The 21547-nt window shown below is 70.5% G+C and carries 19 protein-coding genes and 3 tRNA genes; 9 read left to right on the top strand and 13 right to left on the bottom strand.

Annotated elements, in window-relative coordinates; translation table 11 throughout:
• The first annotated feature begins 126 nt into the window (after positions 1-126).
• Positions 127-1299, top strand: a complete 1173-nt coding sequence (locus OG289_RS42330; RefSeq protein WP_327319307.1) for a saccharopine dehydrogenase family protein — start codon at positions 127-129, stop codon at positions 1297-1299.
• Between the two features lie 7 nt (positions 1300-1306).
• On the opposite strand, the gene mmpA is transcribed toward OG289_RS42330, so the two are convergent.
• Positions 1307-1453 (bottom strand): morphogenic membrane protein MmpA, encoded by a 147-nt coding sequence (gene mmpA, locus OG289_RS42325; RefSeq protein ID WP_099935490.1) that lies wholly within the window; start codon positions 1451-1453, stop codon positions 1307-1309.
• A gap of 229 nt (positions 1454-1682) precedes the next feature.
• Here mmpA and OG289_RS42320 point away from each other — a divergent pair, with 229 nt between their 5' ends.
• Positions 1683-1871, top strand: coding sequence for a hypothetical protein (locus OG289_RS42320; protein WP_327319306.1), 189 nt, complete (start codon positions 1683-1685; stop codon positions 1869-1871).
• Here the strand turns inward: OG289_RS42320 and OG289_RS42315 are convergent.
• From OG289_RS42315 to OG289_RS42305, 3 genes are all read right to left on the bottom strand, one after another.
• Positions 1847-2542, bottom strand: a complete 696-nt coding sequence (locus OG289_RS42315) for an endonuclease V (RefSeq protein WP_327319305.1) — start codon at positions 2540-2542, stop codon at positions 1847-1849. The two genes, OG289_RS42320 and OG289_RS42315, sit on opposite strands and share 25 nt — an antisense overlap.
• Positions 2543-2603: 61 nt before the next feature.
• Positions 2604-2933, bottom strand: coding sequence for a plasmid stabilization protein (locus OG289_RS42310; RefSeq protein WP_327319304.1), 330 nt, complete (start codon positions 2931-2933; stop codon positions 2604-2606).
• 51 nt (positions 2934-2984) lie between these two features.
• Positions 2985-4094 (bottom strand): WD40/YVTN/BNR-like repeat-containing protein, encoded by a 1110-nt coding sequence (locus OG289_RS42305; protein WP_327319303.1) that lies wholly within the window; start codon positions 4092-4094, stop codon positions 2985-2987.
• 224 nt (positions 4095-4318) lie between these two features.
• On the opposite strand from OG289_RS42305, the gene OG289_RS42300 reads away from it, so the two are divergent.
• From OG289_RS42300 to OG289_RS42285, 4 genes are all read left to right on the top strand, one after another.
• On the top strand, positions 4319-4735 hold the full coding sequence (locus OG289_RS42300; protein WP_327319302.1) for an SsgA family sporulation/cell division regulator: 417 nt from the start codon (positions 4319-4321) through the stop codon (positions 4733-4735).
• 275 nt (positions 4736-5010) lie between these two features.
• Positions 5011-6633, top strand: a complete 1623-nt coding sequence (locus OG289_RS42295) for an ABC-F family ATP-binding cassette domain-containing protein (protein WP_327319301.1) — start codon at positions 5011-5013, stop codon at positions 6631-6633.
• A 174-nt stretch (positions 6634-6807) separates the two neighbouring features.
• On the top strand, positions 6808-7584 hold the full coding sequence (gene ddaH / locus OG289_RS42290; RefSeq protein WP_327319300.1) for a dimethylargininase: 777 nt from the start codon (positions 6808-6810) through the stop codon (positions 7582-7584).
• A gap of 217 nt (positions 7585-7801) precedes the next feature.
• Complete coding sequence (locus OG289_RS42285) at positions 7802-8776, top strand: acyl-ACP desaturase (protein ID WP_327319299.1); 975 nt, start codon at positions 7802-7804, stop codon at positions 8774-8776.
• A gap of 83 nt (positions 8777-8859) precedes the next feature.
• On the opposite strand, the gene OG289_RS42280 is transcribed toward OG289_RS42285, so the two are convergent.
• The 5 genes from OG289_RS42280 to OG289_RS42260 all read right to left on the bottom strand — a co-directional run bounded on the left by OG289_RS42280 (position 8860) and on the right by OG289_RS42260 (position 10905).
• Positions 8860-8935: transfer RNA gene (locus tag OG289_RS42280), tRNA-Trp, on the bottom strand.
• A 54-nt stretch (positions 8936-8989) separates the two neighbouring features.
• Positions 8990-10354, bottom strand: coding sequence for an SDR family oxidoreductase (locus OG289_RS42275; RefSeq protein ID WP_327319298.1), 1365 nt, complete (start codon positions 10352-10354; stop codon positions 8990-8992).
• Between the two features lie 44 nt (positions 10355-10398).
• Positions 10399-10470, bottom strand: a tRNA-Glu gene (locus OG289_RS42270).
• 9 nt (positions 10471-10479) lie between these two features.
• Positions 10480-10585, bottom strand: a tRNA-OTHER gene (locus OG289_RS42265).
• 74 nt (positions 10586-10659) lie between these two features.
• Positions 10660-10905, bottom strand: a complete 246-nt coding sequence (locus OG289_RS42260; protein WP_327319297.1) for a WhiB family transcriptional regulator — start codon at positions 10903-10905, stop codon at positions 10660-10662.
• Positions 10906-11183: 278 nt separating this feature from the next.
• Here OG289_RS42260 and OG289_RS42255 point away from each other — a divergent pair, with 278 nt between their 5' ends.
• Positions 11184-11975 carry a VOC family protein gene (locus OG289_RS42255; RefSeq protein ID WP_327319296.1) on the top strand — a complete coding sequence of 264 codons (792 nt, stop codon included), beginning with the start codon at positions 11184-11186 and terminating at the stop codon, positions 11973-11975.
• Between the two features lie 64 nt (positions 11976-12039).
• On the opposite strand, the gene OG289_RS42250 is transcribed toward OG289_RS42255, so the two are convergent.
• Positions 12040-13065, bottom strand: a complete 1026-nt coding sequence (locus OG289_RS42250) for a LacI family DNA-binding transcriptional regulator (protein ID WP_327319295.1) — start codon at positions 13063-13065, stop codon at positions 12040-12042.
• A 79-nt stretch (positions 13066-13144) separates the two neighbouring features.
• Positions 13145-14098, bottom strand: a complete 954-nt coding sequence (locus OG289_RS42245) for a multicopper oxidase domain-containing protein (RefSeq protein WP_327319294.1) — start codon at positions 14096-14098, stop codon at positions 13145-13147.
• A 198-nt stretch (positions 14099-14296) separates the two neighbouring features.
• Between OG289_RS42245 and OG289_RS42240 the strand changes: the two genes are divergently transcribed.
• Together OG289_RS42240 and OG289_RS42235 are read left to right on the top strand one after the other, a co-directional pair.
• On the top strand, positions 14297-16774 hold the full coding sequence (locus OG289_RS42240; protein WP_327319293.1) for a ThuA domain-containing protein: 2478 nt from the start codon (positions 14297-14299) through the stop codon (positions 16772-16774).
• Positions 16775-16827: 53 nt separating this feature from the next.
• Positions 16828-18990, top strand: coding sequence for an OmpL47-type beta-barrel domain-containing protein (locus OG289_RS42235; RefSeq protein WP_327320968.1), 2163 nt, complete (start codon positions 16828-16830; stop codon positions 18988-18990).
• A gap of 126 nt (positions 18991-19116) precedes the next feature.
• Here the strand turns inward: OG289_RS42235 and ligD are convergent, their stop codons facing one another.
• Both ligD and OG289_RS42225 read right to left on the bottom strand, forming a co-directional pair.
• Positions 19117-20154: a non-homologous end-joining DNA ligase gene (ligD, locus tag OG289_RS42230; protein ID WP_327319292.1), complete on the bottom strand. Its 1038-nt coding sequence runs from the start codon at positions 20152-20154 to the stop codon at positions 19117-19119.
• A gap of 183 nt (positions 20155-20337) precedes the next feature.
• Positions 20338-21546: a tyrosine-type recombinase/integrase gene (locus tag OG289_RS42225; protein ID WP_327319291.1), complete on the bottom strand. Its 1209-nt coding sequence runs from the start codon at positions 21544-21546 to the stop codon at positions 20338-20340.
• Position 21547 lies beyond the last annotated feature (1 nt).

Here is a 21547-nt window from a genome sequence, read left to right as displayed (position 1 = left end):
AGTGGACACAAGAGTCGAGCGAGCAAGCGCTTAGCCACTTTTGGGGGCACCTGCCGTCGGTCTCCGCACCCCTCACGCTAGCCTCGGCCACCGACAGCGGCGCGGGCTGCACGGCAAAGGGGTGTCATGAGCAGGCTGAAAAAGTCGGACCGTCCGTACGACATCGTGCTCTTCGGGGCCACGGGCTTCGCGGGAACACTCACCGCAAAGTACCTCGCCGCCCACGCGCCCGCCGGTCTGCGCTGGGCGATCGCCGGCCGCGGCGAGGAGAAGCTGGAGCGACTGCGCGAACGGCTCGGCGTGGACGTCGGGGTGCTGCGGGCCCACGTCTCGGACCCGGCGTCGCTACGCGCCCTCGCGGAGCACGCGCGCGTGGTGGCCACGACCGTCGGCCCTTATCTGACGCACGGCGAGGAACTCGTCGCCGCCTGCGCGGACACCGGTGCCGACTATCTCGACCTCAGCGGTGAGCCGGAGTTCATCGACCTGATGTACGTCCGGCACGACGCACGCGCGCGTGCGACGGGCGCGCGACTGATCCACGCGTGCGGCTTCGACTCCGTCCCGCACGACCTGGGCGTCTACTTCACCGTCCGGCAGCTTCCGCAGGACGTGCCGCTGACCGTGGACGGCTTCGTGACCGCCGACGCCACCTTCTCGGGCGGCACCTTCGCCTCCGCGCTGGGCCAGTTCGCGCGCGGCCGGCAGATGGTGTCCGCCGCGCGGGAGCGGAAGCGGCACGAACCGCGGCTGATGGGCCGCCGGGCCGCCGCGCCGGTGGGCGCGCCCCGGTTCGCCCCGGAGGTCGGCGCCTGGGCGCTGCCGCTGCCGACCGTCGACCCGCAGATCGTGCTGCGGTCGGCGAGGGCGCTGCCGCGCTACGGGCCCGACTTCCGCTACCGGCACTACGCGGCCGTACGTCGGCTGCCCGTCGCCGTGGGCGCGGTCGCGGCGGTCGGGACGCTCGTCGCGGCGGCCCAGCTGCCGCCCGCCCGGCGCTGGCTGTCGGACCGGCTCAGGCCCGGTGAGGGGCCGAACGCGCAGAAGCGGGCACAGAGCTGGTTCTCCGTGCGGTTCGTCGGCGAGGGCGGCGGCCGACGGGTGTGCACCGAGGTCACGGGCGGCGATCCCGGCTACGACGAGACGGCGAAGATGCTCGCGGAGGCGGCGCTGGCCCTGGCCTGCGACGACCTCCCGCCGACGGCGGGGCAGGTCACGACGGCGGTGGCGATGGGCGACGCGCTGACCGAGCGGCTGATCCGGGCGGGCATCCGGTTCCGGGTCGCCGCGAGCCGCTGAACGGGCCCTACAACGGCCACTGCACGAGCGTGTAGATCATCCCGACGATCCAGCCCAGCCCCGCCAGGACGGCGAGGATCAGCGCGGCGTTCACGGCACGCTCGACAGGACGGCCGGGGTCGGCGAGGGGCTTCGGAGCACGGTGCGTGGTCATGCGGGCCAGCCTGCCGAGCGCGGGACCGGTCGTACATCCGTACAGGTACTCAGACGACGTACTCAGACGCCCGCGCCTCGCCCGGCCCTCGCCCGGAGCGCCCCTTGTCCTCGATTTGGGACCTTCCCCGCAGTCCACCCGGTCCTTCCCCGGCCCCCGCGCTGCGAAGTGCCAACAAGGACTTCAATGAAACGATTGAAGTGCTTGATCGGAACGAAAGGGGAGCAGCATGAAGTTCGTTCTCGAAGTCACGGTGGACGAGGGCGAGTTGGCCCGGGACCCGGTGGGTGAACTGGGGCGCATCCTCCGGTACTGGGGCGGCAACCTGAAGCACTACGCCCTGGAGGCCGGGGACGGTTCGGCGGTCTACGACTCCGCGTACGAGGAGGTGGGTCAGTGGCGGATCGTGGCCTCCTGAAGCGCCTTCCGGCACAGTGAGTCCGCCCTGCGGGTCGTCTCCGGGAGGCGGAACTCCGGGGCGAGGGCGAGAGTGTGGGCGCAGGCCCCGTCCAGAGTGACCCGGTGGCCGACGGACACGAAGACCGGCTTCACACCCGCCCGGGTGCGCAGCGCACGCCCCACCACGTCGCCTTCCGCCAGCAGCGGGGACGCCGATCCGCGCGGGGCGTCCGGGTCGTCGTACGTGAACGTGAACGGGTTCTTGGCGACGCCGATCGTGGGCAGGCCGGTGAGGACCCCGAGGTGGCTGGCGAGACCGAAGCGGCGCGGGTGCGCGAGGCCGTAGCCGTCGCAGACGACCAGCCCCGGCTCGCGGGGCAGCTCGTCCAGCGCGGCGAGCACGGTGGGGATCTCGCGGAAGGCGAGCAGTCCGGGCACGTACGGAAAGGAGATCCGCCCGACGGCGGTGGCCTCGGCGACGACCTCCAGGCTCGCCGCGTCCAGCACGACGGCCGCCGCCGCGACGACGTCCCGCTCGTCGTCGTAGGCGACGTCGACCCCCGTGACGTAGCCCGTCCCGGGTGGCGGCCCCGGCTCGTCGAGCACCACCCGCGCACGCAGCTCGTCCTGGACGGCGCGGGCCTCTTCCTCGGTCGCGGGCCAGCCCGCGGGAATCTCTACGGTCGTCATGGTGGGGACGAGCGTACGGCTCCCGGGGGCGGGCCCGCGATCACGTTCCGGGGCGGCCGCGTCAGCTCTTGCCGCCGAGCGCGCGCTGCAACTGGCTCTTGTTCATGTCCGACCGGCCCTTGACGCCCCGCCGCCTGGCCTCCTCGTAGAGCTGGTCGTACGTGGGCCCCTGGGAGCCCTTGCCGGACCGCAGCCCGCCCCGCCTGCCGGACGACATGTCCTGGGTGGAGGTGCGGCTGGCGGTCTTCGACTCGCCGGCCCGGGCACGTTCCTTGTTGACCGTCCGCGCGGCGATCTCCTTCGCCCGGTCGGTGCTCTCGCCCCGGTCCTCGGCGCTCTCCTTGATGTGCTCGTACTGGCGCTCCCGCTTGGGGCTGGAACCGCGTGGCATGGGCGCTCACTCCTTTCGTGTTCGCGCCCACCGGGTACCCCGAAACGCGGCTCAGCTCTCCAGGCGGGCCACGCGCCCCTGCTCGCCGGCGGCCCAGCAGCCGAGGTCGGGGGTGCAGTCCACGGTGTCGTACGAGCCGGCGTCGAGGGTGCGCCAGGTGCGGCCGGCGTCGGTGGTCAGGTCGGTGCCGGTGGGGCCGACCGCGAGGGCGGCGGTGCGGCTGTGCGGGAGCCAGGCGACGCCGGAGCGGTAGGCCGGCGGGGGTGTGCCGGCGGCCCGCCAGGTGCGCCCCGCGTCGCCGGTCGTGGCCGCGGCACGCGGGGAGGGCTGGTCCGCGCGGTAGTCGCCGCCGACGGCGAGGCCGTGGGTGCGGTCGCGGAAGGCGAGGGCGAAGACCCCGCGCGCGGGGTCCCCCGCGGGGATCGGGGTGTCGGTGGCCGTCCAGGTCGTTCCCCGGTCGGAGGAGTGCAGCACACGCGCGCGTGCGGCGCCTCCGGTGGCCAGCCAGACATCCCTGGTCCCGGAGGCCACCAGGCACTGGCCACTGGCGGCGAAGCCCGCCTCCCCGTCCAGGGCGGCCGGCATGCCGTCGTCGGGCAGCACCTTCCAGGAGCGGCCGCCGTCGCTGGTCGACAGGATGCGGAACCGGCCGTCGACCGGGTCGCTCATGGCGAGGCCGTGGCGGCGGTCGAAGAAGGTCAGGCAGTCGTAGAAGGCGTGGGCGTCGGTGTTGCGGAAGGACTCCGTCCAGGTCGTCCCGCCGTCTTCGGTGCGGTAGACGCGTGAGGCCTCGCCCTCGCCGATGGCGAGCACCACGGCGCGGCGCGCGTCGAACGCCTCGATGTCCCGGAACTGCAGGTCGGCGGCGCCGGGCGGCGAGACGTTCCGCCAGCTCTCGCCGCCGTCGGTGGTGCGCAGGACGGTGCCCTGGGTACCTGCCACCCACGCCGTGTCACGGTCGACCGCAGCGAGGCCACGGAACCGTACGGCGGTGGTGCCGGTGCTCTTGAGGTCCCAGTGCGGCGCCACCGGGCCCGGTGTGTGCGCCTGGGCGGGCAGGGCGGTCAGGACGGCGAGCGCCGCCCCACAGACCGCCGCGGCCACTCGGCTACCCCTGTGTGCTGTCCCTACCGTGCGTCGCGTGTTCCCCAAGCGCCTCATGGCGGGCGAAGCTAGCCCACGGCTTTCGGTGCCGTCCAGATGCCCTCGATCGCCTCAACCTCCTTATGGGCCACGGCAGGAGAGCTGAGTCACTTACGTGCATGAAACGCGGTGACCGAGGTCACTCGGAATCGGTGTGCACGGATCGGCCGGTTCCGGCGTCTCTTCCAGTGTCCGGACGCACCGCCCGGAAGTTCGTCCCGCCGTCACGAGGGAGCAAGGCGTTGTCCACCGTCATCGAGCAGCCCGTAGAGGCCCGTCTGGTCGCCGCCGCGCCTCGGATGCAGAGCATCCCCGCCACACTGCACTACGACCGGCACGATCCCTTCGCCGTCCGCATCACCTTCCCGGCCCCGGCCACCCTGGAGGGCGTCGAGGTCTGCTGGACGTTCGCCCGCGATCTGCTGGCCGCCGGCCTGCACGAGGCCGAGGGCCACGGCGACGTCCGCGTCCGCCCCTACGGCTACGACCGCACGGTGCTGGAGTTCCACGCGTCCGAGGGCACCGCCGTCGTGCACGTCCACTCGGCGGACATCCGCCGCTTCCTGCAGGCCACCAGTGAGCTGGTGCCCGCCGGCACGGAATACCGGCAGCTCGACCTCGACCACGGCCTGGCGGAACTGATGCGGGACGCCTTCTGAGCCGTTTAATCCTTTGACGGCCCGCCCGGGCCCTCCTACGGTGTGAAACGGTTCTGTTGCCGCCGATAGGAGAAGGACGTTGCTCGTCTGAGGTCCCGAGACACCGCGCCCCACGTCTTGAGTGTGTGCGCCGCGTGCGACCTCGGCCTGCGAGCCGTCCCTGCGGAGCGGGACCGTCTTCCTGCCTCCGCGCTCCCCCGCTGCCGCGGTGGTCGCCGCTTTCCGGTGTCTCGACACGCGTTGCCCTGACCGCACACGCAACCGCGAGGCCCGCCTTGACTCATTCCATCACCTGTTCCTCCCTCGCCTTCTCCTGGCCCGACGGCACCCCCGTCTTCGAGGGGCTCGACGTCGCCTTCGGCTCCGGCCGGACCGGACTGGTCGGCGTCAACGGCTCCGGCAAGTCGACGCTGCTGAAGCTGATCGCCGGAGAACTCGCCCCCGCCGACGGCACCGTGCGCCTCGCCGGCGAGGTCGGCCACCTCCCGCAGAACGTCACCCTGGACACCGCTGTGAAGGTCGACGAAGCGCTCGGCATCGCCGCACAGCGGGCCGCCCTGCACGCCATCGAGGCCGGTGACGTGTCAGAGGCCCACTTCGAGACCGTCGGCGACGACTGGGACGTCGAGGAGCGCGCCCTGGCCGCCCTCGGCGAGCTCGGGCTCGGCCACGTCGCCCTGGACCGCACCATCGGCGAGGTGTCGGGCGGCGAGTCCGTCCTGCTGCGGCTGGCCGCGCTGCTGCTGCGCCGACCCGACGTCCTGCTGCTCGACGAGCCGACCAACAACCTCGACCTGTACGCCCGGCGTCGGCTGTACGCGGCCGTCGCCGCCTGGCCGGGCGTGCTGGTCGTGGTCAGCCACGACCGGGAGCTGCTGGACCTGGTCGACCAGATCGCCGACCTGCGGGCCGGGGAGATCACCTGGTACGGCGGCAACTTCTCCGCGTACGAGGAGTCCCTGGCCACCGAGCAGGAGGCCGCCGAGCGCATGGTGCGCGTCGCGGAGGCCGACCTGAGGAAGCAGAAACGCGAACTGGCCGACGCCCAGGTCAAGCTGGCCCGCCGCAAGCGGTACGGGCAGAAGATGTTCGACCAGAAACGCGAACCGAAGATCGTCATGGGGGCGCGCAAGCGCGCGGCGCAGGAGTCCGCGGGCAAGCACCGGATCATGCACGAGGAGAAGCTCGCCGAGGCCAGGGAGCGGCTCGACGACGCCGTGGAGGCGGTACGGGACGACGACGAGATCCGCGTCGACCTGCCCTTCACGGCCGTACCGCCCGGGCGCGACGTCCTCACGCTCCAGGATCTCCGGCTCGCGTACGGCGCGCGCGTGGCGGGCGGTTTCGACCTGCGCGGTCCCGAGCGGGTGGCGCTGGTCGGGCGCAACGGCGCGGGCAAGACGACGCTGCTGCGCACGATCGCCGGGGAGCTGGCGCCGCAGGCCGGCGAGGCGCACGCGCACGTGCCGCTGCGTTTCCTGCCCCAGCGCCTCGACGTCCTCGACGGCGAGCTCACGGTCGCCGAGAACGTGGCCCGGTTCGCGCCGGGCGCCACCAACAACCGGATCCGGGCCCGGCTGGCCCGCTTCCTGTTCCGGGGCGCCCGCGCCGACCAGAAGGCGGCCACGCTGTCCGGCGGAGAGCGCTTCCGGGCGACCCTCGCGGCACTGATGCTGGCCGAGCCCGCGCCGCAGCTGCTGATGCTGGACGAGCCGACCAACAACCTCGACATGGCCAGCGTCCGCCAGCTCACCACGGCCCTGGAGTCGTACGAAGGTGCCCTGATCGTGGCCAGCCACGACCTGCCGTTCCTGGAGTCGATCGGCATCACACGGTGGCTGCTCCTGGACGGGGAACTGCGCGAGACGACGGCGCAGGAGGTGGCGGAACCGATCTAGGAACCGGGTCTCGGCCCGGGCCTCCCTCCGGACTCGGGCCGGGTCTCAGGTCGGGCACATTGTTACTGTGGGGTTCTGTCCTGGTGGTACCGCGCTGCATGATGGCTGACCGGCGTCGTCCCGTGGACGCCGGTAGGGCCTGCCCTACGCCACCGCCGATTCGGAGACCTGGACGTGCCCAGCAAGAAGGCCCTCATCCGCCGCCCCAGCCCGCGCCTCGCCGAAGGTCTGGTGACGCACGTCGAGCGGGAGAAGGTCGACGTGGACCTCGCCCTGGAGCAGTGGGAGGCGTACGCCGAGGCGCTGCGGGCGCACGGCTGGGAGACCGTCGAGGTCGACCCGGCCGACGACTGTCCGGACTCCGTGTTCGTCGAGGACACGGTGGTGATGTACAAGAACGTCGCCCTGATCGCGCGCTCCGGCGCCGAGTCCCGGCGCGACGAGACCATCGGGGTCGAGGAGGCCGTGGCGCGCCTCGGCTGCTCGGTGAACTGGATCTGGGAGCCGGGCACACTGGACGGCGGTGACGTGCTCAAGATCGGCGACACGATCTACGTCGGCCGGGGCGGGCGGACCAACGCGGCCGGCGTCCAGCAGGTGCGGGCCGCCTTCGAACCGCTCGGGGCGCGGGTCGTGGCCGTGCCGGTGAGCAAGGTGCTGCACCTGAAGTCGGCGGTCACGGCTCTGCCCGACGGCACGGTGATCGGTCACATCCCCAAGGTGGACCGGCCGTCGCTGTTCCCGCGCTTCCTGTCGGTGCCCGAGGAGGCCGGTTCGCACGTGGTGCTCCTCGGCGGCCCGCACGTGCTCATGGCCGCCAGCGCGCCGAAGACGGCGGACCTGCTCGCCGATCTCGGTCACGAGCCCGTGGTCGTCGACATCAGCGAGTTCGAGAAACTCGAAGGCTGTGTGACTTGCCTCTCGGTACGACTGCGCGAGCTGTACGCCTGAACGGGTGATCGGATCACCATGTCAGCCCTGGGACCTGCGGATCCCGGGGCTGTTCGGCGTGTCCCGAATTGCCCGACGGAACATGGCTGATCAGCGCTCTTTACAGCATCCTTAACCTACGGGTTCGTAACCTACGGGTTCGTAGCCTACGATCCCGTAAGTTCCGGTCTCGCTCGCCGGATTGTTCCACTCCGCTTCACGTCCCCCTGGAGTACCCGTGACGATCGCCTCCCCTCACCTCGGCAGCCCCGCCGTCTGGACCGACGCCAAGCTGTTGCACGCGCTGGAGGAAGTGGTCGAGACCGAACTCAACCGGCACCTGAAGGTCACGAAGGACTGGATGCCCCACGAGTATGTGCCGTGGAGCGACGGCCGCAACTTCCCCGGCTTCTTCGAGGACGGCGAGGCCTGGGACAAGGAGCAGTCGAAGGTCACGGAGATCGGCCGGATCGCGCTGGTCGTGAACCTCCTGACCGAGGACAACCTGCCCAGCTACCACCACGAGATCGCCTCGCTCTTCGGTCGCGACGGCGCCTGGGGCACCTGGGTGCACCGGTGGACGGCCGAGGAGGGCCGCCACGGCATCGTGATGCGCGACTACCTGCTCGCCTCGCGCGCGGTGGACCCGGACAAGCTGGAAGCGTTCCGTATGACCCACATGAGCGAGGGCTTCGAGTCGGACAACGGGCACTCCATGCTGCACTCGGTCGCGTACGTCGCCTTCCAGGAGCTGGCCACCCGCGTCTCGCACCGCAACACCGGCCACCAGTCGGGCGACCCGGTCTGCGACCGCATGCTGGCGCGCATCGCGACCGACGAGAACCTGCACATGGTCTTCTACCGCAACCTGCTGAAGGCCGCCTTCGAGCTCGCCCCCGACCTCACCATGCAGGCCGTGCGCGACGTCCTCGTCAACTTCCGGATGCCCGGTCACGGCATGCCCGGCTTCGAGCGGTTCGCCGCGCAGATGGCGATCGGCGAGGTCTACAACCTGCGCATCCACCACGACGACGTCATCCAGCCCGTGCTGCGCTTCTTGAAGGTCATGGAGGTCGACGGTCTCGGCCCCGAGGGACAGAAGGCGCAGGAGGAGATCGGCCTGTACATGGGCGGCCTCGACTCGGAGGCGTCCAAGTTCGACGAGAAGCTGGCCGCACGCAAGGCCCGCATGGCGGCCCGCGCCGCGGGCTGACCACTCTCGCCGAACGGCTCGCACGGGGAAACGACTTCCCGGTGCGAGCCGTTCGCTGCCTGCGGCATCATGCCCGCCGAGGGGGCGGGGCGGCTGGATTCGAACCAGCGTGATCCGGTTTTGGAGACCGGTGCGACTGCCTCTGCGCTACGGCCCCGCCCTTGCCCGGGAGCGTAGCGCCCTGGCCCGTTGCCGGTGAAGGCTGGTCCTCGCTCACCACTGCGCCTCCCGGTAGTCCTTCAGGAACACTCCCCACACCGGGTGGCCGGCCTCGCCGCGCACGATCGGGTCGTACACGCGTGCCGCGCCGTCCACGATGTCCAGCGGTGTGCGGAAACCCGCGCCCGCCATCCGGGCCTTCTTCGGCGCCGGGTTCTCGTCGGTGATCCAGCCGGTGTCGACGGCGCACATGTGCACGCCCTGCTCGGCGAGTGCGGCGGCACTGGTGCGGGTGAGCATGTTGAGGGCGGCCTTGGCCATGTTGGTGTGCGGGTGCCCGGGCATCTTGTTGCGCACGGCGAACCGGCCTTCGACGGCGGTCACGTTGACCACGTACCGGCGCGGACGCGGAGAGGCCAGCAGCAGCGGCAGCAGCCGGTCGCACAGCAGCGCGGGGGCGAGGGCGTTGACGAGCTGGGTCTCCAGGACCTCGGCCGGGTCGAGCGCGCCGAGCCGGGCCGACCAGGAGTTCTCCGGGGAGGGGTCGGGCAGCAGCCCGGCCTCGTCCGCCTCGCGCAGGGCGGCAGGCAGCGCGGAGACCGACCCGCCGAGCCCTTCCAGCATCCGCATCGGAGTGAACCCGGGCGCCCCGCGCGCCCCCTCGGGCAGCGCGTCGCACTCGCCGGAGGCCAGCAGGGCGTACGACTGAGGCGGGCGGCGCACGGTCTGGGCCGCGTTGTTGACGAGGATGTCGAGCGGCTCGCCCTCCCGGCGCAGTTCCTCGCACAGGCCCAGCACCTGCCGCGGGTCACGCAGATCGACGGCGACGACGGTGAGCCGGTCCAGCCACCGCGCGCTGCCCGGCTCGGCACGGAAGCGGCGAACGGTGTCGTGCGGGAACCTGGAGGTGACGACGACCTCCGCGCCGTCCCGCAGCATCATCAGCGCCAGCTGGAAGCCGATCTTCACCCGGCCGCCCGTCAGCAGGACACGGCGCCCGCTCAGATCGGTGCTCAGGGAGCGGCGGGATGCGTTGTCGGCGGCGCAGGCAGGGCAGAGCCGGTGATAGAAGGTGTCGACTTCCCGATAGGGCGACTTGCAAACGTAGCAGGTGCGCGGCCGCTGGAAGAGGCCTCCTCCGCCGCCGTCCGCCAGGGGCGCGTCCTCACGCCGGTCCAGGGCGCCGGTCGCGGTCGCGGCCATCGCCGCCGCGTCGGCCGCCGACACCTCGGCGCCTCGGGCCTTGCGCCGACGCAGCCGTCCGTCGCGCGCGAAGGACGCGGCGACCTGCTCGGCCCCCAGGCGTACGGGATCGTCGACGGGCAGGGCGCGCAGTTTGCCCATGACGTCGTGGAAGGCGGCCAACTCGGCCTCGGTGACCGGCGGGACGACCGCCGCCCCGATGTTCCCCTCACTCATTCGTCCCCGCCCCGCCCTGTCCCTGCCCGGCCCTCGCCGTACCGTGGTCCCGACCGGATTCGAACCGGCGTATCCACCCTGAGAAGGTGGCGAGTCTGCCTCTGCTCTACGGGACCGCACACGCACCCGGACGACCGGATTCGAACCGGCGTGATGCGCCTGAGCCGGGGGTCCCCCCGCTCGAGCTGAGCCGAGGGTGGGGGAGACGCGCCTGCCCTGCGCTACGTCCGGACGCGCCCCCGGATCCTAACCGCACCCCCGCGACGCGGTCTCTCGGATTTTCGGGGTCGGCGCGACGGTACGGGTCAGGGCGCCGTGCGCCTGATCTGCAGGCGTTCCTTCTCGGACAGGCCGCCCCAGACGCCGAAGCGCTCGTCGTTGGCCAGCGCGTAGTCGAGGCAGGCGGAACGCATCTCGCACATGCCGCAGATGCGCTTCGCCTCCCGCACGGAACTGCCGGGCTCGGGGAAGAAGAAGTCCGCCCCGGTCTGCGCGCACAGCGCCTCCCGCTGCCAGGCGAGGTCGGGTGTGGGAATCGTGTCGGTGTGCATGGCGAGAATCGTGCCCGGCGGCGAAAAACGTTCCATCAACGCCGCATATACGCGCCGCGGCAGGGCCCCCGGCCGTCCCGATGATGTCCCGGTGGCCACCGCGACGCACGGCGGCGCGCGGACGGCGCGGAACACTCGCAGAACAGGGCGCGCCCCGGTCGCGACCGAAGTGACCGCTTGTCCCTCTCCCGCCCGTGCCCGTGTTCCGGCGGCGATTGTCGGTGGGCGGTGCAAGACTCGGCAGTGCAGAGAACGGGACCCCTTCGAGGAGGGCAATGATGCTCACCACCCGTTTCGTCAACGGCGCTCCGAACTGGATCGACGTCGGCACGTCCGACATCGACGGCGCCACCTCCTTCTACGGCGCTCTCTTCGGCTGGCGGTTCCAGTCGGCGGGACCCGACGCCGGCGGCTACGGCTTCTTCCAGCTGGACGGGAAGACCGTGGCGGGCGGCGTGCAGACCACGCCCGAGCAGGGTCCGCCGTCATGGACGGTGTATTTCCAGACGCCGGACGCGGAGTCCACGGCCAAGGCCGCCGAACAGGCCCACGGCAGGGTGTTCTTCCCGCCGATGGACGTGATGGGCCAGGGCACGATGGCGGTCCTCGCCGACCAGGCGGGTGTGCCGTTCGGGCTCTGGCAGCCGGCTCTGACCAAGGGCTTTGACGTGGCGAACGAACCCGGCTCCCTGTGCTGGGTCGAGCTGTACACGCCGGACATCGCCGCGGCAGCCGCCTTCTACCACGCGACGCTGGGTCTGGAGACCTCGGCCGTCCCCTTCCCCGGCGGCACGTACACCTGCGTCAACCCCTCCGGCGCCGGGGAGAACGCGATGTTCGGCGGGATGGTCCCGCTGGCCGACGACCCGACGGAGGCGGAGTCGGGGCCGTACTGGCTGCCGTACTTCGAGGTCGCCGAGGTGGACACGGTCGTCGCCAAGGCGGCTGAACTGGGCGGCAGGGTGCGGATGCCCGCCACGGACGTCGAGAGCGTCGGCCGCATCGCCAAGCTCGCCGATCCGTACGGGGCGCGCTTGGCGGTGATCAAGAGCGTGCCGCAGGAGACGTGACGCGGCGCGGGAAGGTACGGCGGACGGGGGTGGGGACGGAAAACAGGGCTGGGCACGGACTGGCCTAGGCCGAGGTGCGGCGCACCAACGTGGTCGGCAGGACCACACCACCCGGTTCGTCGTCGCCGGTGCGGCGGTCGAGGCGGCGCAGCAGGAGGCGGGCCATGATCCGGCCCATCTCCTCGATGTCCTGACGGACCGTCGTCAGCGGCGGGTCGGTCTGCTCGGCGACGGGCAGCATGTCGTCGAAGCCGACCACGGCGACGTCCTCGGGCACCCGCCGTCCACGTTCGCGCAGGACGCGCAGGGCGCCCGCGGCGGTGAGGTCGTTGGCGGCGAACACGGCGTCGACGTCGGGGCAGCGGTCGAGGAGTTCGCGCATGGCCCGCTCGCCGCCGCCGGGGGTGAAGTCGCTCTCGACGACGAGCCGTGGGTCGCTCTCGCCCATGATGTCCCGGTATCCGTCGAGCCGGTCCGCCGCGGACGTCTGGTCGAGGGGGCCGGTGAGGTGCGCGACGCGGGTGCGGCCGAGACCGGCCAGGAGGCGTACCGCCTCGCGTGCGCCGCCACGGTTGTCGCTGTCGACGTACACCACGTCCCGCGTGCCGTCGCTCCAGCCGGGGCGCCCGCCGAACACGGTCGGCACACCGGCGCCCTGGATCAGGCCGGGGAGCGGGTCGTCGAGGTGCAGCGAGAAGACCAGTGCCCCGTCGACATGGCCGCCGGCGAGATAGCGGGCGACCCGGGCGTGGTCGTCGCGGCCCTCGGTGAGCAGCAGCACGAGCTGGTTGTCGTGGGCCGTCAGCTCCTTGCTGATACCGCGGAGTTGGAGCGCGAAGAAGGGGTCGGCGAAGACCCGGGTCTCGGGTTCGGCGATGACGACGGCGACGGCGTCGTGCCGCTTCGTCACCAGGCTGCGCGCGGCCTGGTTGGGGACGTACCCGAGCTCCTCCACGGCCCGCCGGACCCGTTCGACGAGCGGCTCGCGGACTCCGTCCCCGCCGTTGACGACTCGTGACACGGTCGCCCGGGAGACCCCCGCCCGGGCGGCCACGGCCTCCAGCGTGGGGCGCGACACTGTCTCGGTCACTTCGGAGCTCCTCCTGGCCGGCTGGCGATCAGGATAGCCCCGGGTGACGGAGCGGTGAGAGCGCTCTCGCCGCCGAGCGTCAGTGCTGGTGCGGCTCGTAGCCGGGGATCGTGCCGTCGGGCTTCTTCACCAGGAACAGTCCGACCATCCCCATGTCGGAGTGGCTCTGCACATGGCAGTGGTACATCCACGCGCCGGCGCCCACCCCCTCCCCCGCGAGCACCTGGAAGCCGAAGGAGTCTGCCGGGCCCACGATCTTGTTGTCGATGACCTGGCTGGGGTCGTCGGCACCGGTGAGCATGCCGGTGCGGTTGTCGGCCCAGCGGTGACCGTGCAGGTGGAAGGTGTGGTAGTACTCGCCGTGCGTGATCATCACGAACTCGACCCGATCGCCCACCGTCGCCTCGAAGTCGGGACCCTGGTGGCCCGAGTGGGCGGGTCTGTTGTTGATCGTCATGTCGTTGAAGACGATCGTGTGGGTCGCGTCGGGCAGCACGTCGCCCTTGCGCCGGACGATCACCGGCCCGTACAGGCCCTTGCGGATGCCCCCCGTACCGTGTTCCGTTCCGACGACGTGGTCGTGGTAGTGCCAGTAGCCCGCGCTGCCCGCCCGCCAGGTGCCGTCGGTGCGGCGGCCGGGGGTGTGGGTGCGCCAGGTGTAGGTGCGGGTGCCGCCGGGTTCGACGTCACTCCTGTTCAACGTCGTTCCGTCGCTGGACACTTCGTAGTCCAGGCCGTGGACGTGCAGACTCGCGGCCACGTCCAGGGTGTTCTCGAACTCGATGTGGAGGGTGTCGCCCTCGTTGAGTTCGATGAGCGGCCCGGGGATGGACGCCTTGCCCTTCTCGAAGCCGTAGCCGAACTGTCCGTCGGCGAGCTTCTCGGCGTACAGCTTGAGGTGTCTGACCGCTCCCCCCGTCGGCGCGGTCTTCGCCGGCAGGTCGGCACTCACCGCCTCAGGCCCCAGGAACAACGATGTCGCGACGGCGGCGCCGCCCAGCAGCACCCGCCGGTTGAACCCGCGCCTGTCCATGCCGAACTCCCCACCCTGGTACGGAATTTGCGACGATGAAGAAGACGAGCCTGTGATGAACCTGTGAGACGGTACCGGTCGTTCCGTCGTTTCTCCACACCCGGGACAAAGTTCGTGCCACTGCGGTCATAGGTATTGGCGAGCCGTGCAAAGGGGTCTAGCTTCCTTGGCGCTGTCGCTGTGACCGAGGAGGTGCCCATGCACTTACGAGGGTTGAGCAAGAGAAGACGAATCCGGGTGACGACCGTGGCGTGCGGGACGCTCGTCGCCGGCCTGCTGTCCGCCCCCGCCGCGGACGCGCGCCCGGCCCCGGATCCACCCCTGACAACGATGTCCGTGAAGTCGCCGCCGGGCGGCGCGAACGTACGTGTGCTGATCTTCCACGGGTCGGCCGCGGCCGGGGAGGAGTCTCCGGTCGTCAACGCCGGTATCGAGGCCATCGAGCGGATCGGGCTGTCCGGTCCGGCGGACCAGCGTTTCGCGGTCGAGGCCACGGACGACGCCTCGGTCTTCACCGACGGTACGAGGCTGGGAAGTTACCACGCGATTGTGTTCCTGACCGGGGGCGGTGACGTCCTCGACCCGGAGCAGGAGGCGGGTCTGGAGGCCTATATGGAGGCCGGCGGCGGGTTCGTCGGCGTCCACGACGCGGCCCGCGCGGAGCCGTACTCGGACTGGTTCACCGGTCTGATCGGCGCCCGCCCGGCGGCCTCCAGCCCAACGGCCGTGCAGCGGGCGACCGTTGAGGTCGGCGACCGCCGGCATCCGGCCACCAAGGAGCTGCCGCTGGAGTGGAAGCGCCCGGACCTGTGGCCGAACTGGGTGAAGAACCCGTCCGGCGAGGTGCACACCGTGGCCCGGGTGCGCGAGTCGACGTACCAGCCGGGCGTGAGCGCCAACGGCGCGGATCATCCGGTGAGTTGGTGCCGCGACTACGACGGCGGCCGCTCCTTCTACACGGGCATGGGCGGCACGGTGTCCTCGTACGACGAGACGGACTTCCGTGCGCATCTGCGCGGCGCGCTGCTGTGGACGGCCCGGCTGGTGCGGGCGGACTGCAAGGCGACCATCACCGGGAACTACAAGGCCGAGCGGCTGACCCAGCCCAACCGGCCCGGGCAGAACGACCAGATCGGCGAGCCGCACGGCCTGGTCACCGCGTCCGACGGCCGCGTTCTCTACATCGGGCGGGGCGGCGCCGACTCCTCCCAGCCCGTGATCACCGACTGGAACAACCCGGACGTCGGCAAGGGCAAGGGCCAGATCCACGTCTACGACCCGGCGACCAAGAAGGTCACTCTGGCCGGGGAGTTGACGGTTTTCGGCAACAAGGGCGGGGGCGACGAGCTCATCAAGGTCGAGGAAGGGCTCCTCGGTATCGAGCTCGATCCGCGTTTCGAGCAGAACGGCTGGGTGTACCTGCACTACACACCTCACTCGGGCGTCAACCGTGAGACACGGATGGCCGAGCGGCGCGTCTCCCGCTTCACGCTCGACCCCGCCACGAACAGGCTCGACCTGGGAAGCGAGAAGGTGCTGCTCAAGTGGCCGGTACAGGTGCACAGTTGCTGTCACGCCGGGGGCGGGATGGCCTGGGACTCGAAGGGCAACCTGTACATCGCCACCGGTGACAACAACTCCAGTGGTTTCAGCGACGGTTACTCCGGCAACAACCCGCAACCGAACTTCAAGGGCGTTTCCTTCGCCGACGCGCGCCGCACCGCCGGAAACACCAACAACCTCAACGGAAAGATCCTGCGCATCCATCCGGAGCCCGACGGCACGTACACGCTTCCGGCGGGGAACCTCTTCACGGGCCGGGAGACCGAGGAGGGCGGCGGCAAGACACGAGGCGAGATCTATGTGATGGGCGTCCGCAACCCCGCGCGGATATCCGTCGACCGCACGACGGACATCCTGTACGCGGGCTGGGTCGGTCCGGACGCGGGCGAGCCGTCGACGACGTGGGGTCCGGCGAAGTACGACACGTTCGCCGTCATCACCCAGGCGGGCAACCGCGGTTGGCCGTACTGCATGGGCAACAAGCAGCCCTACCGGGACCGCAGTCTGCCGGATCCGTCGCAGCCGCTGGGCTGGTACGACTGCGACCACCCGAAGAACGAGTCGCCGAACAACGACGGTCTGATCAACCTGCCGCCGGTCACCGGCAACAACATCTGGTACTCGCCCCAGGGCGGCGCACCCGACTATCCGCGCGACGCGAACGGCGTCCCCTCGTACCGCAAGGACCAGGCGACCTACCGGCTGCCGTGGCTCAAGGGCGGCGGGCAGGCGGCGATGAACGGGCCCGTCTACCGTTACGACGCCACGAGCGCGAGCGCCACCAAGTGGCCCGCGTACTGGGACGGCAAGTGGTTCGTCGGCGACTTCTACGACGCCGACCAGCCGCGCAACGCGGTGGTCATGGACCCGAAGACGCAAGGGTCGGGCGGTCTGCCGGTGCACTCGGAGTCGCTGAAGAAGATCGTGCCCGTCGGCAACGACGGCATCAAGAACCTCATGGACTGGAAGTTCGGTCCGGACGGAGCTCTGTACGTCCTCGACTACGGCCGCGGCTTCTTCACCTCGGACGCCAAGTCGGCACTGTGGCGCATCACCTACACGGGCGGCGGTCCGACACCGGCCGCCGACCGGCTGGCGAGGGGGGCGCAGTGACACGGGGGACACGGCAACGAGGAATCTGGACGGCCCTGTTGGCCGCCGTACTGATGATGCTCGGGCTACAGGCGGCACCGACGACGACGACGGCGGCGGCGGCGGCACAGTCCGGACCGACGGCCGCCGACCAGGTGCTCACCTGGACCGCCGGCGACGGCATCACCCAGTACGTGTCGGCACCGACGACGGCGGTGGCGGGTCGGGCGACGATCGTCTTCGAGAACAGCGTGGCCACCGGCAACACCACCGGCATGCCCCACACGTTGACGTTCGTGACGAACGATCCCGAGTTCAACGACGACGTCGCGCTGAACATCCTGGCCAACCCGAACGACGACATGGGCGGTCGGCACACCGCCGAGGTCACCCTGACCCCGGGACGCTACTTCTATCACTGCACGATCCCCGGCCACGGCCAGATGCAGGGCATCCTCGTGGTGACCGAGGGCGGCGGCCAGGACACGACCCCGCCCGAGACGGCGGCGCAGGTCACCGGCACACAGAACGCGCAGGGCGAGTACGTCGGCTCGGCGAGTGTCGCGATCGGCGCGACGGACGACGGCGGGTCGGGTGTCGACGGCATCCAGTATGCCGTCGACGACACGGCCGGCTGGATCCCGTACACCGCCCCGGTCGTCGTCGACCAGGTCGGCAGCCACAGGATCCGCTACCGGGCGTTCGACAAGGCGGGCAACGTGTCCGCCGAGAAGACGGCCGCGTTCACCGTCGTCGCCCCGCCCTCCGACGACACGTCACCACCAAACACCTCCGCGACGGTGACCGGCGAGCAGAACGCCGACGGGTCGTACGTCGACATGGCGACCGTCACCGTGTCCGCCTCCGACACCGGATCCGGGGTCAACACCATCGAGTACGCAGTGGACTCCGGGATCTGGCAGCGATACACCGCGCCCGTGATGGTGCATCAGGTAGGCGCCCACACCGTGCGATACCGGGCCACCGACAAGGCGGGCAACGTGTCCGCCGAGAAGGACGTCCGGTTCACGGTGGTCGCGGCACCCCCGCAGGACACCACGCCCCCGGTGACCGGCGTGACCGTCGAGGGCACGAAGAACTCCGACGGGGCGTACGTCGGCAACGCCAAGGTGACCGTGAGCGCGACGGACGCGGGCGGGTCGGGTGTCGACCGGATCGAGTATTCACTCGACAGCGGACCGTATATCGCATACAGCATTTCGGTGACGGTCGACCGTGCGGGTCCGCACACCCTCGCCTACCGGGCCACCGACAAGGCGGGAAACACCTCCTCCGCGCGCACGGTGACCTTCATGGTGGTGTCCAGCCAGGTACCGGCCCCCAACTGCCCCGAGTACGACGAGCGGTTGACGGTCATCGTCGGCACGGTCGACTCCGGGGTGCCGAACCGGCTGACCAACAGCCGGTGCCGGATCAACGAGTTGATCGAGGACGAGAAGGAGTGGACGTCCCACGCGCTGTTCCTCAAGCACGTGAAGACGGTCCTGGACAAGTTGTTCGCCGAAGGGGTCGTCGACCAGCGCGAGTACGACGCCGTCCAGGAGGCCGCCGCGCGGTCCGGGATCGGTGAGCCCGGCCAGACCGAGGGCTACCGCACGATCCTCGACGGGACCGCGGAGTCGTTCGCGCGATGGCAGCAGGTGGGCGGCGGCTCGTTCGCGCTGAACGCCGACGGATCGATCACCTCCGGCACGACGCGGGACGGCCTCGGCATGCTGTGGTTCCCGCAGCGCAAGTACGGCGACTTCTCGCTGAAGCTGCAGTGGCGCGACGACGCCCCGGGCACGGGCAACGCCAACTCCGGTGTGTTCGTGCGCTTCCCGTGGGTCCACGACCACCCCGAGGAGCCACGGCCGGAGTGGGTCGCCATCAAGTACGGCCACGAGGTGCAGGTGCTGGACCGGCCCGACGGCGACATGTACAAGACGGGGTCGGTGTACGGCTTCGACCGGGTGGGACTCGCCGGGGCCGGCGTCACGCAGAAGGGCACCTGGAACGACTACGAGATCAGGGTGGTCGACCAGCACTACTCGGTCTTGCGCAACGGCGTCCTGATCAACGAGTTCGACAACACCGGCGGCCAGGAGTTCTCCCCGCCCCGCTCGGACGACCCGGGCACGGACGGACGGCGGTTCGCCTCCGGCTACATCGGGTTGCAGGTGCACGGCACGACGGACGTCGTCTCCTACCGGGACATCCGGATCAAGGAACTGTGAGAGGAGCCGACTTGTCAGCGGCGTGCGGCAAGCCGTGATCAACGGCGGCCGCACGCCTCGCCCGCCCCGGGCTGGACGCCCCGGGCGGGATGCACCGGGCGGGATGCACCGGGCGGTTCTGTCCGTCTAGGAGGCTTCCGGCTCGTCCGAAGGGGTCTCGTGCCGGGCCCGGCTCGGCTGCACCCGCTTCGGCTCCCCCGGCATCTTCGGATACTCCGGGGGATACGGCAGGTCGCCCAGACCGTGCTCGTGTTCGTCGCGGCGGGCGAGTTCGAGGAGGGCGTCCAGGGAGAAGGCGTGATCGTCCATGTCGGCGTGCACGTCGCCGAGTTCGGCGTAGCGGGCCGGCATGGTCGCGAGGTCGAAGTCGCGGGGCCGGGCGTCACCGACCTCCTCCCAGCGCAGCGGCGCCGAGACGGGGGCGTGCGGGCGGGGGCGTACGGAATAGGCGGAGGCGATGGTGCGGTCGCGGGCGGTCTGGTTGTAGTCGAGGAAGATGCGTTCGCCCCGTTCCTCCTTCCACCACTTGATCGTCACGTGCTTGGGCATCCGCCGTTCCATCTCCCGGCCGACGGCGACGGCCGCCCGCCGGACCTGGGTGAAGGTCCAGCGGGGTTCGATCGGCACGAAGACGTGCAGGCCACGTCCGCCGGAGGTCTTGGGCCAGCCGCGCAGCCCGCCGAACTCGTCGAGGACGGCACGCAGTTCATGGGCGGCGCGGACGGCGTCGTCGTAGTCGGTGCCGGGCTGCGGGTCGAGGTCGATGCGCAGTTCGTCGGGGCGGTCGACGTCGGTGCGGCGCACGGGCCAGGGGTGGAAGGTGAGCGTTCCGTACTGGGCGGCCCACAGGACGGCCGCCTCCTCCGTGGGGCACATCTCGTCGGCGCTGCGTCCGCTGGGGAAGGTGATGTGGGCCCGCGGGATCCAGTCCGGCATGTTCTTCGGCGCCCGTTTCTGGAAGAAGGACTCGCCACTCACGCCGTCCGGGTAGCGCTCCAGGGTGGTGGGGCGGTTGCGCAGGGCGCGCAGGATGCCGGGCGCGACCGCCTGGTAGTAGCGGGCGAGGTCCAGCTTGGTGAAGCCGCGCTCCGGGAAGAACACCTTGCCCGGGCTGGACAGCCGTACCGTCCGGCCGGCCACTTCCAGTTCCACCGCATCGCCCATGCGAGCCACGGTAGACATACCTCTGAAAGCTCGCATCAGCTCGTACGAGCCCGCATCGGCCCGCACACCGGGCGGTCCGCACGATCGGCGCGCAGAATCGGAACATGGATCTGCGGCGAACCCAATAAGGGCTGGTCAGATGCCATATTGGCTCGCCCTCTCACGTGTTTCTCTCACAATCTCTCACCCGAGCCCATGCAGACCGTCGAGCGCGGCAGCCGCCGAACGAAGATCCTCAGCGTCCGGAGCGACGTACTTGGCCTTGGTGAACGCGGCATTCGTGTGACCCGCCCACGCCGCGAGGACCACGTCGGGCACGCCACTGACAGCGAGGTACTTCAGCACCGCATGGCGAGCGTCGTACAGACGCACCCGGCGCAGGCCGAGTTCCTCCATCAGAGCGCAAGCGCGCTCCCGGAGATTGCGCGTATCGAGCGGCACCCCCAGTTCGTCGACGAGCACGTAGCCCGAGAGGGTGTACGCCTCGCCGGCCGCGAGCCGCTCGCGGGCCTGGAGCGCCTTGAAGCCCTTCAGCGCATCCCACACCAGCCGCGGTAGCGGCAGGGTGCGTTCGCCACTGGTGGTCTTGGTGTCCTTCTCGACGGTGTAGTGGTTGCGGACCATGGTGCGGGTGTTGAGCACCGACACCGTGCCCCTCACCAGGTCGACGTCTTCTTCCCAGCGCTGTCCCGCGACTTCCGCAGGACGCATGCCAATCAGGGATTCCATGAGCGGCGCGCACAGCCGGTCGTCGCGGATGCCGGTGACGTACTGCTGGACCTCCGCCACGTTCCACGGCTGGACCTTGGGATTGCGGCGCTTGTCCTGCTTGCGAAGCTGCCTGGGGACGTGGACGTACTCGGCGACGTTCGCCCGGACCATCTGCCGTACGAACGCGCGGCCGAGGATCTCCTTCAGCCGAGAGAGGATCGTGTCGACGCTGGTGGGCCTGAGTCCGGTCACCATCTCGGCCGGCTTCTCGGGGTCTCCGGTGAAGAGGATAACGGGCCGTCGGCGCCCCTCGGCGAGGAGCCATTGCACGAAGGTGTCGCAGTGGTCCTCGGTGAGTTCCTGGAGTCGGATAGTCCCCAGGCGGTCTTTGATGTAGCTCAGCTGCGTCTCGTAGCTGGGGACCGTGGTTGCCTCGAGGTCCTCCTTCTTCTTGGTGAACCACTCGTCAACCCACTCCCCCACCGTGATCTTGTTGGGGACGATGAGCGTGCCCGCGTCCCGCTGGTGACGGATGCGGGCGTACTCCGCTTCGGCCTCCTTCTTCGTGTCTTTGGTGATCGTGAGCTGCTTGCGTTTGCCGTTCTCGTCGCGGCCGACGTCGACCACGAACCGGTACCGGGTCTTGCCGTTCTGCAGGATGACCTTCTTGATCTCGGCCATT

This window comes from Streptomyces sp. NBC_01235, from assembly GCF_035989285.1.
Lineage (GTDB): Bacteria > Actinomycetota > Actinomycetes > Streptomycetales > Streptomycetaceae > Streptomyces.
The sequence above is the reverse complement of the archived record's forward strand: the minus strand, read 5'-3'. Positions and strand labels throughout refer to the sequence as shown.

Excerpts from the sequence above, each read along its gene's own strand:
- OG289_RS42330 (WP_327319307.1), top strand. The coding sequence starts at position 127 with ATGAGCAGGCTGAAAAAGTCGGACCGTCCGTACGACATCGTGCTCTTC.
- mmpA (WP_099935490.1), bottom strand. The coding sequence starts at position 1,453 with ATGACCACGCACCGTGCTCCGAAGCCCCTCGCCGACCCCGGCCGTCCT.
- OG289_RS42320 (WP_327319306.1), top strand. The coding sequence starts at position 1,683 with ATGAAGTTCGTTCTCGAAGTCACGGTGGACGAGGGCGAGTTGGCCCGG.
- OG289_RS42315 (WP_327319305.1), bottom strand. The coding sequence starts at position 2,542 with ATGACGACCGTAGAGATTCCCGCGGGCTGGCCCGCGACCGAGGAAGAG.
- OG289_RS42310 (WP_327319304.1), bottom strand. The coding sequence starts at position 2,933 with ATGCCACGCGGTTCCAGCCCCAAGCGGGAGCGCCAGTACGAGCACATC.
- OG289_RS42305 (WP_327319303.1), bottom strand. The coding sequence starts at position 4,094 with ATGAGGCGCTTGGGGAACACGCGACGCACGGTAGGGACAGCACACAGG.
- OG289_RS42275 (WP_327319298.1), bottom strand. The coding sequence starts at position 10,354 with ATGAGTGAGGGGAACATCGGGGCGGCGGTCGTCCCGCCGGTCACCGAG.
- OG289_RS42260 (WP_327319297.1), bottom strand. The coding sequence starts at position 10,905 with ATGCACACCGACACGATTCCCACACCCGACCTCGCCTGGCAGCGGGAG.
- OG289_RS42255 (WP_327319296.1), top strand. The coding sequence starts at position 11,184 with ATGCTCACCACCCGTTTCGTCAACGGCGCTCCGAACTGGATCGACGTC.
- OG289_RS42245 (WP_327319294.1), bottom strand. The coding sequence starts at position 14,098 with ATGGACAGGCGCGGGTTCAACCGGCGGGTGCTGCTGGGCGGCGCCGCC.
- OG289_RS42240 (WP_327319293.1), top strand. The coding sequence starts at position 14,297 with ATGCACTTACGAGGGTTGAGCAAGAGAAGACGAATCCGGGTGACGACC.
- OG289_RS42235 (WP_327320968.1), top strand. The coding sequence starts at position 16,828 with ATGATGCTCGGGCTACAGGCGGCACCGACGACGACGACGGCGGCGGCG.
- ligD (WP_327319292.1), bottom strand. The coding sequence starts at position 20,154 with ATGGGCGATGCGGTGGAACTGGAAGTGGCCGGCCGGACGGTACGGCTG.
- OG289_RS42225 (WP_327319291.1), bottom strand. The coding sequence starts at position 21,546 with ATGGCCGAGATCAAGAAGGTCATCCTGCAGAACGGCAAGACCCGGTAC.